General features: G+C 60.9%; 9 protein-coding genes. 5 read left to right on the forward strand and 4 right to left on the reverse strand.

All coding sequences use genetic code 11. From position 1 onward, the window contains the following. Window positions 1–65: 65 nt before the first annotated feature. Window positions 66–761 carry a DUF1013 domain-containing protein gene (locus tag RNA01_RS17690; protein ID WP_147181534.1) on the reverse strand — a complete coding sequence of 232 codons (696 nt, stop codon included), beginning with the start codon at window positions 759–761 and terminating at the stop codon, window positions 66–68. Window positions 762–998: 237 nt separating this feature from the next. On the opposite strand from RNA01_RS17690, the gene acs reads away from it, so the two are divergent. Then, entirely contained in the window at window positions 999–2951 is a 1953-nt protein-coding gene (acs, locus tag RNA01_RS17695; RefSeq protein ID WP_147181535.1) for an acetate--CoA ligase, read from the forward strand. A 68-nt stretch (window positions 2952–3019) separates the two neighbouring features. On the opposite strand, the gene RNA01_RS17700 is transcribed toward acs, so the two are convergent. The 3 genes from RNA01_RS17700 to RNA01_RS17710 are packed head-to-tail and all read right to left on the reverse strand — an operon-like array spanning window position 3020 to window position 4135. Continuing rightward, window positions 3020–3355, reverse strand: a complete 336-nt coding sequence (locus tag RNA01_RS17700; protein ID WP_235916744.1) for an excalibur calcium-binding domain-containing protein — start codon at window positions 3353–3355, stop codon at window positions 3020–3022. Between the two features lie 33 nt (window positions 3356–3388). Further along, complete coding sequence (locus RNA01_RS17705; RefSeq protein ID WP_147181536.1) at window positions 3389–3850, reverse strand: thermonuclease family protein; 462 nt, start codon at window positions 3848–3850, stop codon at window positions 3389–3391. Between the two features lie 51 nt (window positions 3851–3901). Then, on the reverse strand, window positions 3902–4135 hold the full coding sequence (locus RNA01_RS17710) for a DUF1674 domain-containing protein (RefSeq protein ID WP_147181550.1): 234 nt from the start codon (window positions 4133–4135) through the stop codon (window positions 3902–3904). A gap of 115 nt (window positions 4136–4250) precedes the next feature. On the opposite strand from RNA01_RS17710, the gene htpX reads away from it, so the two are divergent. The 4 genes from htpX (at window position 4251) to purH (ending at window position 10174) form a co-directional block, all read left to right on the forward strand. Beyond that, a complete protein-coding gene (htpX, locus tag RNA01_RS17715; protein WP_147181537.1) occupies window positions 4251–5213 on the forward strand; it encodes a zinc metalloprotease HtpX in 963 nt (320 codons plus the stop codon). Continuing rightward, entirely contained in the window at window positions 5204–6595 is a 1392-nt protein-coding gene (locus RNA01_RS17720; protein WP_147181538.1) for an RsmB/NOP family class I SAM-dependent RNA methyltransferase, read from the forward strand. Before htpX ends, RNA01_RS17720 begins: the two co-directional genes overlap by 10 nt. A 188-nt stretch (window positions 6596–6783) precedes the next feature. Then, on the forward strand, window positions 6784–8460 hold the full coding sequence (locus RNA01_RS17725; RefSeq protein ID WP_147181539.1) for a heparinase II/III family protein: 1677 nt from the start codon (window positions 6784–6786) through the stop codon (window positions 8458–8460). Window positions 8461–8557: 97 nt separating this feature from the next. Then, the gene (gene purH / locus RNA01_RS17730) at window positions 8558–10174 is read left to right on the forward strand and encodes a bifunctional phosphoribosylaminoimidazolecarboxamide formyltransferase/IMP cyclohydrolase (RefSeq protein WP_147181540.1); all 1617 of its coding nucleotides are present in this window, start codon (window positions 8558–8560) and stop codon (window positions 10172–10174) included. Window positions 10175–10198: the final 24 nt, after the last annotated feature.

A 10198-nucleotide genomic window follows, 5' to 3' on the forward strand; every position in this document is an offset into this window, starting at 1 on the left:
CACGCAAGAAAAAGCCCCGGTCAGCAGTTTGACCGGGGCTTTTTTCGTTCCAGACGACGTTACGATCAGAAGCGATCGTCGTCCTCGTCCTCGGTGCGATCCGACTTTAGTGATTGCAGCTTGGCGAAGACGGCATTTGCGTCGATTTCTTTCTCTTCATGGTAGCTGAAATCGAGGTTCTCGGTTTCGCTGGCCGACTGCAGCGTCGCGCCGAGTTCGGCGGCGGTCGGCAGAGGGCGACCCTTCGAGGCCTTTTCCACTTCCATGTCGAGGTCGATCTGGCTGCAGAGGCCGAGCGTGACCGGGTCCATCGGCGCCAGGTTGGTCGAGTTCCAGTGGGTGCGGTCGCGGATCTGTTCGATCGTCGACTTGGTCGTGCCGACGAGACGCGAGATCTGTGCGTCCTTCAGTTCCGGATGGTTGCGAACCAGCCAGAGAATGGCGTTCGGGCGATCCTGGCGCTTGGACACCGGCGTATAGCGTGGGCCGCGGCGTTTGCTCTCCGGAACGCGAACCTTCGGCTCGGAGAGCTTCAGCTTATAGTTGGGATCCTTTTCGGCGCGGGCGATTTCATCGCGCGACAGCTGGCCTGTGCCGATCGGATCGAGACCCTTGATGCCCTGCGCCGCCTCGCCGTCCGCGATCGCCTTCACCTCAAGCGGGTGCAGCTTGCAGAACTGAGCGATCTGATCGAATGACAGCGCTGTGTTGTCGACCAGCCATACGGCCGTCGCCTTTGGCATGAGCAATGTCTGAGCCATGGAAACAATCCTTCTCTGCGTCCGCGCCGGGAGCCGCGGGCCGTGGGTCTCAACCACAATTTCCGGAAATCAACGGCTATATAGCCGCAAAAGTCAACGAATGCAATTCATCTGCTTGCGAATGACCTTTGTCTAATTGCTGTAGCGGCTTTAGCTGCTATGAATGACGCACAGGGGTCTCGGGAGGAGTGCCTGCGGCCTGAATAATAGTTGGCGCGTCAACATGAGGAGGTGTTCATGTCAGCCAAAATCTATCCGGTGCTCAAATCGGCCAAGAATCGTGCCCTTATTGACAAGGACAAATACCTGAAGTGGTATGAAGAGAGCATTGAGAATCCGGAAAAATTCTGGGACAAGCATGGCAAGCGGATCGACTGGTTCAAGCCCTACACCAAGGTGAAAAACACCAACTTTAAGGGCAAGGTGTCGATCAAGTGGTATGAGGATGGCCTCACCAACGTTTCCTACAATTGCATCGACCGTCACCTGAAGACCCATGGCGAGCGCACCGCGATCATCTGGGAAGGCGACAACCCCTATATCGACAAGAAGATCACCTATAATCAGCTCTATGAACATGTCTGCCGCCTCGCCAACGTGCTGAAGGAACAGGGTGTCAAGAAGGGCGATCGCGTCACCATCTACATGCCGATGATCCCGGAAGCGGCCTATGCGATGCTCGCCTGCGCCCGCATCGGTGCCATCCATTCGGTGGTGTTCGGCGGTTTCTCGCCGGAGGCGCTGGCTGGCCGTATCGTCGACTGCGAATCGACCTTCGTCATCACCTGCGATGAGGGGCTGCGTGGCGGCAAGCCGGTTCCGCTCAAAGAAAACACGGATACGGCGATCGACATCGCCGCCAAGCAGTATGTGATCGTCAACAAGGTCCTCGTTGTCCGTCGTACCGGCGGCAAGACCGGCTGGGCGCCTGGCCGCGACCTCTGGTACCATGAGGAAACCGCCAAGGCGAAACCGGACTGCCCGCCGACCAAGATGAAGGCGGAAGATCCGCTGTTCATCCTCTATACCTCCGGTTCGACCGGCAAGCCGAAGGGTGTTGTGCATACCACCGGCGGCTATCTCGTCTATGCCTCGATGACGCACGAATACGTCTTCGACTACAAGGACGGCGAAATCTACTGGTGCACGGCCGACGTCGGATGGGTCACCGGCCATTCCTACATCGTCTATGGACCGTTGGCCAACTGCGCGACGACGCTGATGTTCGAAGGCGTGCCGAACTTTCCCGATCAGGGCCGTTTCTGGGAGGTCATCGACAAGCATAAGGTCAACGTCTTCTACACAGCGCCGACAGCCATTCGTTCGCTGATGGGCGCCGGTGACCAGTTCGTCGAGCGTTCGTCGCGTTCGTCGTTGCGTCTGCTCGGCTCGGTCGGCGAGCCGATCAATCCGGAAGCCTGGGAATGGTATTACAACATCGTTGGCGAGCAGAAGTCGCCGATTGTCGATACTTGGTGGCAGACCGAGACTGGTGGCATCCTGATTTCGCCACTACCGGGCGCGACCGATCTCAAACCGGGTTCGGCTACCCTGCCCTTCTTCGGCGTCAAGCCGCAGCTGGTCGACAACGAAGGCAATGTGCTCGAGGGGGCCGCCGATGGCAACCTGTGCATTATCGACAGCTGGCCGGGGCAGTCGCGGTCGATCTACGGCGACCATCATCGCTTCGCCGAGACCTATTTCTCCACTTATAAGGGGAAGTACTTCACCGGTGACGGCTGCCGACGCGACGAGGACGGCTACTACTGGATCACCGGTCGCGTCGACGATGTTCTCAATGTCTCCGGTCACCGCCTCGGCACGGCCGAAGTGGAATCGGCGCTGGTGTCGCATCACTTCGTCTCCGAAGCGGCGGTCGTCGGCTATCCGCACGGGATCAAGGGCCAGGGCATCTATTGCTATGTGACACTGATGTCCGAGCACGAGGGTGACGAGGCGCTTCGCCAGGAGCTCATCAAGCACGTGCGCACAGAGATCGGTCCGATCGCCACACCGGACAAGATCCAGTTCGCTCCGGGCCTGCCGAAGACCCGCTCCGGCAAAATCATGCGCCGCATCCTGCGCAAGATCGCCGAGGACGATTTCGGTTCGCTCGGCGACACGTCGACACTGGCCGATCCGAGCGTCGTCGAAGATCTGATCGCCAACCGGCAGAACAAAAGCGCCTGATCGATCCTGCCGTCATAAGCTTAAAGGCCTCTCCGTTCATTTGGAGGGGCCTTTTGTATGTTGCGCGGTCAGCAGCCGATCGTGCCGCGGATCCGGTCGACCTCGTCGCGCGAGTGGCAGACGTTCTCGCAAGGAATGCCATCGTGGTCGGCGTCGGCGCGGCTATAACCGCTGCACCAGAGTTCTACCGCCTCGGCGCAATTCGCCACCTGCTTGCAGGTGCGCCCCGCAGCGAGCCAGATCGGAAAGTCCGGATTCTTCGGCTGTTTGGCTTCAGCGCCCACCGGCGGCAAGAAAAGGAGCATCGCAATCAGCAACTTGGCGAATGCGTGTCTGGAGGGCATGTAAACCGTGGGGCTGATCATGCAGGGATTGAAGACGATGGAACCGCCCTTGTCCACCATCTTCGTCAACCAGGACTTGTTCCCCTTCCCGCTTCAGGGACAGACGGCCAGCTTTTTCCGGCCGCCGTGGTAAGGAACGGCGATCCCAGCGGCAAGCAGGGTATCGGCAGGATCGCTGCCGTCAGCGAGCGTGATCGCGGCGACCACGCGCCCGTAGTACTTGTCACCCGATATGTCTCGCAGCGCCACGATGGGCGAAGCTTCAAGCAGTTGCGTGAGTGTGGATTGCGCCCGTTGCGCTGCCGAGCGGACCGTCGGGCAGTGTGATTTCAATTCCGGCGCGTCGATGCCTCTTAGTCGGACATAAGTCGTCACGTGATGATTCGGCCAGGGCGTAGCGCTTACCAGCACGGTATCGCCGTCAATCACGCGGATAAGTTCGGCTGCTACCGGCCCGGCAATCCTCTCGCTGCCTTCGACATTGCCCGCTGCCGAGATAGTGGTCAGCAAAGCAAATACGAACTTGGTGGTGGTGAGAGGCCGGAGATCACGCATGAAGAGAAGATATTCCTATCACGCATTGGGATCAATAGGCTTTTATTCAGGTTAGAAATCGATAGCCCGGCCCTTGATCTCCCAATCACCGAAGCGGGCGGGGTCGGCGCCGCCGCGACCGCCGATTTCGGGCGCAGGTTCTGCCTTTTGTTCGGCCCTTCTCCGTTCCTCCGCCTCCGCCAGAGCTCGCTTTGCCGCTTCGCTGAGCGGCTTGCGAGGCGGCTGTTCGGCGAGCGTTTCGTTCGCTGAGGTCTGGTGGTTGTCGTTGTCGGCGCTGCTGCTCATGTCCGATTCGTTCCGGTCATCATTGAAACTTGCTGAAGGCCGTTTACATCTAGTGCAGTCGGGCGCGTCAACCAAGCGTCGACCCGCGATTTGCGCGTAAGGACGGAGAAAAGCGATGAATTTCATGCGTACCGCCATGCTGCTCGCCTTTATGACGGCCTTGTTCATGGGAGTCGGCTATCTGATTGGCGGTCAGAGCGGTATGCTGATTGCCTTCGTCGTCGCGGCGGCGATGAATTTCTTTTCCTATTGGAACTCCGATCGCATGGTGCTGTCCACCTACCATGCGCAGGAGGTCGACGAGCGCACCGCTCCCGAGTTCTACTACATGATCCGAGATCTTTCGGCGAATGCTGGCCTGCCCATGCCACGCGTTTATGTCTTCGACAGTCCCCAGCCCAACGCCTTCGCGACGGGTCGCAACCCCGAAAACGCCGCGGTCGCAGCCTCGACCGGTCTCCTGCAACGCTTGACTCCCGAGGAAGTGGCTGGCGTCATGGCGCATGAACTTGCGCATGTCGAAAACCGCGATACCCTGACCATGACGGTGACGGCGACACTTGCCGGCGCCATCTCCATGTTGTCGAACTTCGCCTTCCTGTTCGGCGGTAGCCGCGACGACCGCAACAATCCGTTCGGCTTCGTTGGCGTGCTCATCGCGATGATTGTTGCACCCCTGGCGGCCATGCTGGTGCAGATGGCGATCAGCCGCACGCGCGAATATGCGGCAGACCGGCGCGGCGCCCAGATTTGCGGCAGTCCGCGTTCTCTCGCTTCTGCCCTACAGAAGATCGCCGGTGATGCTTCGCACATCGAGAATTACGATGCCGAGCGTAATCCCGCGACAGCACATATGTTCATCATCAATCCGCTCTCCGGCCAGCGGATGGACAACCTTTTTTCCACCCACCCGAACACCGAAAATCGTATCGCGGCCTTGCTCGACATGCCGGAAAGCGGTTCTGGGGGATCGACGTGGCCGGAACGCACTGCTAATGCGCCCCGCAAGGCGCGTTCCGTCCCGAATACGGGGTGGGGTCGCGGCGGCTCCGAATCACCCAAGGGTCCATGGTCTTGAACGACGAGAAATCGCGCGGAAAATCGAAAAATACCAAGCCGGGAAGGCCGACAGGTTCGGCTCGCCGACCTGACCCCATCGAAAAGGCAGGGCTTGATGCCCGGATCGCGGCCACCCGGATCCTGAGTGCGGTCATCGACAAGAAGACCTCGCTGGATGGTATGCTGGATGGCGAACACGGCAATCCCGCGATCCGCAACCTCTCCGAGGCTGACCGATCGCTGGTGCGGGCCATTCTGCACAGCGCGCTGAGGCATCTTCCGCGGATCGAAGCTATTCTTGACAGCCTGCTCGATACGCCGCTGCCAGAAGGTGCCCGTTCGCTCAAGCATCTGCTGATCATCGCGGCCGCTCAAATGCTCTACCTCGAGGTGCCGGATCATTCGGCGGTCGATCTTGCCGTCGAACAGGCCAATCGCGATCCGCGCAACCGTCGTTTCGCCAAGCTGGTGAATGCCCTTTTGCGCCGTATCGGACGCGAGAAGGAGGCGCTCATCGAAAGCGTCGCGGCGCTTCCCTGTCTGCCTGCTTGGTTCCTCGACCGACTGACTGCCATCTACGGGCGAGACGCTGCGTTGGCCATCGCCGAAGCTCAGCTTCAGCCCGCGGCGATCGATTTGACGGTCAAGCAGGATGCCGCAGGCTGGGCCGAAAGGCTGAACGGCAAGGTCCTGCCAACCGGCAGCGTACGGCTGGAGAAGTTCCGCGGTGCGATCCCGACCCTTGAAGGGTTCGAGGATGGTGCATGGTGGGTGCAGGATGCCGCCGCCGCCATTCCCGCCCGCCTGTTCGGCGATATTCGTGGCAAACGCGTCGCCGATCTCTGTGCTGCCCCCGGCGGCAAGACGGCGCAGTTGATCAACCAGGGCGCCGCCGTGACCGCCGTGGAGCAATCGCAATCCCGCCTCAAGCGGCTAGAGGGCAATCTCGCTCGCCTGGGTCTCAAGGCCGATTGCGTGCTCGCCAGCCTTCTCGACTTTTACCCCGACCAGCCTTTCGATGCCGTCCTTCTCGATGCGCCCTGCTCATCGACCGGCACAATGCGGCGCCATCCCGATGTTGCCTGGACCAAGGGGCCGGCCGACATTGCCAAGCTGGCGGAGCTCCAGGAGAAGTTGCTTCGCCATGCCCTGACTCTGGTCGGCTCCGGTGGGCGCGTGGTCTTTTCCAACTGCTCGCTCGATCCGCTTGAAGGCGAAGACATGGTCGCTCGCGTCCTTGCCGACAATCCGGACTTCCGCCTTGTTCCGGTCGCACCGCAGGATTGGCCTGGGCTGGAGGAAGCGATCACACCGCGCGGCGAAATACGAACGACTCCGGCCATGCTGGGAAGCGATGGAGGCGTCGACGGCTTCTATGCTTGTGTAATCGCTAAAATTTAACGGAAATTTCATTAGAATTGTTGGATCTTGAAGGAATGCGCACTCGGCGCCTCATCGGGCGGGTGCTGCGGCGACATGTTGACGGGCAGGGCCCGGTCATCAAGGCAGGCGACAGAGCGGATCAAGGCGGGACGGTCGGAGGCGACGACCCTGCCGGATCGGGTCCTGTGCCACGGCTTGGGAAGACGATGCGACTGACGCAACGCCAAAGGTTGGTCTATCTCTATCTCGCCCAAACCCGGCGATGGCTCGCCCGTGTTCTACAACAGCCTCGGGCATTATCGGTCAGCCTTCCGGGAACTGGCACGGGCCGCCTCATCGTTGCTCCGACCGATCTGCGTGCCATTGATCCCTTCGTTGCGGAAGAAATCTACGAGGGGCGGTTCCCCTTGGCGGGGCGCGTTCTTGATGCCGGAAACCAGTCGCCCTTCCTGCTGGAACTGCCGTCTTACCATTTCGCTGTGAGGCTCCACAGTTTTTCCTGGCTCCGGCATATTCGTGCCGACAAGAGTGCGGGAGCCTGCGCCAATGCCCGTGCCATTCTTGATGATTGGATCGATCTGCATGGATCGCGGGTCGATGGAGTTGCCTGGGAAGCCGATGTGCTCGCTCAGCGGGTCATTGCCTGGCTTTCCCATTCCACCGTTGTGCTCCAAGACGCCGATAGCGCCTTCTACCGCCGCTTTCTCGCGAGCCTGTCCTTCCAGGTCCGCTACATGCGTCGCTTGGTGGGTCACGCGCCGGCCGGTCTACCGCGTCTCAGGTTGCGCATAGCGCTCGCCATGGCATCGATCTCGATGGAAACGCGCGTGACCCGGCTCCGCAGGGCGGCGCGCGAACTCGACCGCGAACTCGAGCGGCAGATTCTGCCGGACGGAGGCCATGTGTCGCGCAACCCCCAGGCGGCGGTCGATCTCCTGTTCGATCTCTTGCCGTTGCGGCAGACCTACATCAACCTTGGCCATGACGTGCCGGCGAAGCTGATCCCGGCGATCGATCGCATGTATCCGGCGATCCGTTTCTTCCGCCATCAGAGTGGCGACCTCGCCTTGTTCAACGGGGCAAGTTCGACGCTTGCCAATGATCTCATGTCCGTGCTGCGCTATGACGAGACAGCGGGTAAACCGTTCAAGGCGCTGCCTCATTCACAGTATCACCGGATGGCCGCCGGCAGTACGGTGTTGCTGATCGATACCGGTTTGCCGCTTTCGTCCGAACTGACGCGTACGGCGCATGCCGGCTGTCTCTCCTTCGAGCTGTCCTCCGGTCGGCACCGTTTCATCGTCAACAGCGGCTCGCCGCGCTTTGCCGGTGAAAAACTGCGCCAACTCGCCCGCACCACGGCTGCCCATTCCACTGTCTGCGTCGGAACGGCCTCTTCGGCTCGCTTTTCCGAGTCCGATTTTCTCGGTCCGGTGATGATTTCCGGTGTATCCAAGGTCGATGTCTCGCGTCAGACCGGCCCGGACGCCAGCGACCGCCTCTGTGCCAACCACGACGGCTATCTCGGCAAGTTCGGTGTGCTGCATGAGCGCGAGATCCGCATCAACGAAGCCGGCAACAAGATCGCCGGGCGCGACCGGTTCCTGCATGCGGACGGTACGCCCGAAACCGAGGCGCTGTCCGAGCCGGCCATTGCCCGCTTTCACATTCATCCCGCGATCATGCTGGAGCGCATCGACGAGCGGAGGATCCGGCTGATGGCAACGGACGGCGAGAGCTGGACTTTCTCTGTTCCGGCAGGCACACTCGAGATCGGTGAGGACGTGTTCTTCGCCGACGCTTCCGGCATTCGGCCCTCGCAGCAGCTGGAAGTGGCCTTCCATGGCCCGGAAATACGCTGGTTTCTCGCCCATCACGCATAGAATGGTTCCATCCTTGGGTAAGCTGTGCTAGGCGGCGGCATCGCGCTCGCGATCTCCCATCTTCACGCGGCGCGGCACCTCAGATCGGAGCAGAACCATGGCCGTCGTATCCAAGAAAATTCCCGTTCCCGAGCGCGTCAAAATCCGCACCGCCCTGCTGTCGGTTTCCGACAAGAGCGGCATTGTGGAGCTGGCGCAAGCATTGAATGCCATGGGCGTGAAGCTGCTGTCGACCGGTGGCACGCACAAGGTGATCGCCGCCGCTGGTCTACCGGTCATCGACGTTTCCGAGGTGACGGGCTTTCCGGAAATCATGGACGGCCGCGTCAAGACGCTGCACCCGAATGTGCATGGTGGCCTGCTGGCGATCCGTGACGACGAGGATCATGTCGCTGCAATGCGCGAGCACGGCATTGAGAGCATCGATCTCTCGGTCATCAACCTCTATCCCTTCGAGGAAGTCCGTGCAGCTGGCGGCGACTATCCGACGACGGTCGAGAATATCGATATCGGCGGTCCGGCAATGATCCGCGCCTCGGCTAAGAACCATGCCTATGTGACCGTGCTCACCGATCCATCCGACTATCCGGCGCTGCTTGAAGCGTTGAAGGCGGACGATTGCCAGACGACCTATGCGCTGCGCCAGAAGTTGGCCGCCAAGGCCTTTGCCCGCACCGCCGCCTACGATTCGGTGATCTCCAACTGGTTTGCCGAGGCGCTATCGATTGACATGCCGCAGTATCGCGCGATCGGCGGCGTGCTGAAGGAAGCCATGCGCTACGGCGAAAACCCGCACCAGAGCGCCGGTTTCTACGTTACCGGCGACCAGCGTCCGGGTGTTGCCACCGCGACCCTGCTCCAGGGCAAGCAACTGTCCTACAACAACATCAACGACACCGATGCCGCTTTCGAGCTGGTGGCCGAATTCCCGCCGGAGAATGGTCCAGCCTGCGCCATCATCAAGCACGCCAATCCCTGTGGTGTGGCAACCGGCCCGAGTCTGGTCGAGGCCTACAGGCGGGCGCTGGCTTGCGATTCCACATCGGCCTTTGGTGGTATTATCGCTCTTAACCAGATGCTCGACGCCGCGACGGCCGAAGAGATCGTCAAGTTGTTCACCGAGGTCATTATAGCTCCGTCCGTTACCGACGAGGCGAAGGCGATCATCGCCGCCAAACCGAACCTGCGTCTTCTCACCACCGGCGCACTTCCGGACCCGCGTGCCCGCGGTATCGTTGCGAAGACGGTTTCGGGTGGCCTGCTCGTCCAGTCGCGCGACAATGTCATGGTCGAGGACCTCGAGCTCAAGGTCGTCACCAAGCGCGCGCCGACCCCGGCCGAGCTGGAGGACATGAAGTTTGCCTTCAAGATTGCCAAGCACGTCAAGTCGAACGCGGTGATCTATGCTAAGGCCGGTCAGACCGCCGGCATCGGCGCTGGCCAGATGAGCCGGGTCGATTCCGCCCGCATCGCAGCGCTCAAAGCCGAGGATGCGGCTAAGGCGCTCGGCCTTGCAGAGCCGCTGACCAAAGGGTCGGCCGTTGCTTCCGAGGCCTTTTACCCGTTTGCTGACGGGTTGCTCGCGGCAATCGCCGCCGGCGCCACCGCCGTCATTCAGCCGGGCGGATCGATGCGCGATGCAGAGGTGATCGCGGCGGCCGATGAGCACAATGTCGCGATGGTCTTCACCGGCATTCGCCATTTCCGCCACTGATCGCGGATCAGTATGGGTGATCGA

The organism is Paenirhizobium naphthalenivorans, from assembly GCF_007992095.1.
In the GTDB taxonomy this organism is placed as follows: domain Bacteria; phylum Pseudomonadota; class Alphaproteobacteria; order Rhizobiales; family Rhizobiaceae; genus Allorhizobium; species Allorhizobium naphthalenivorans.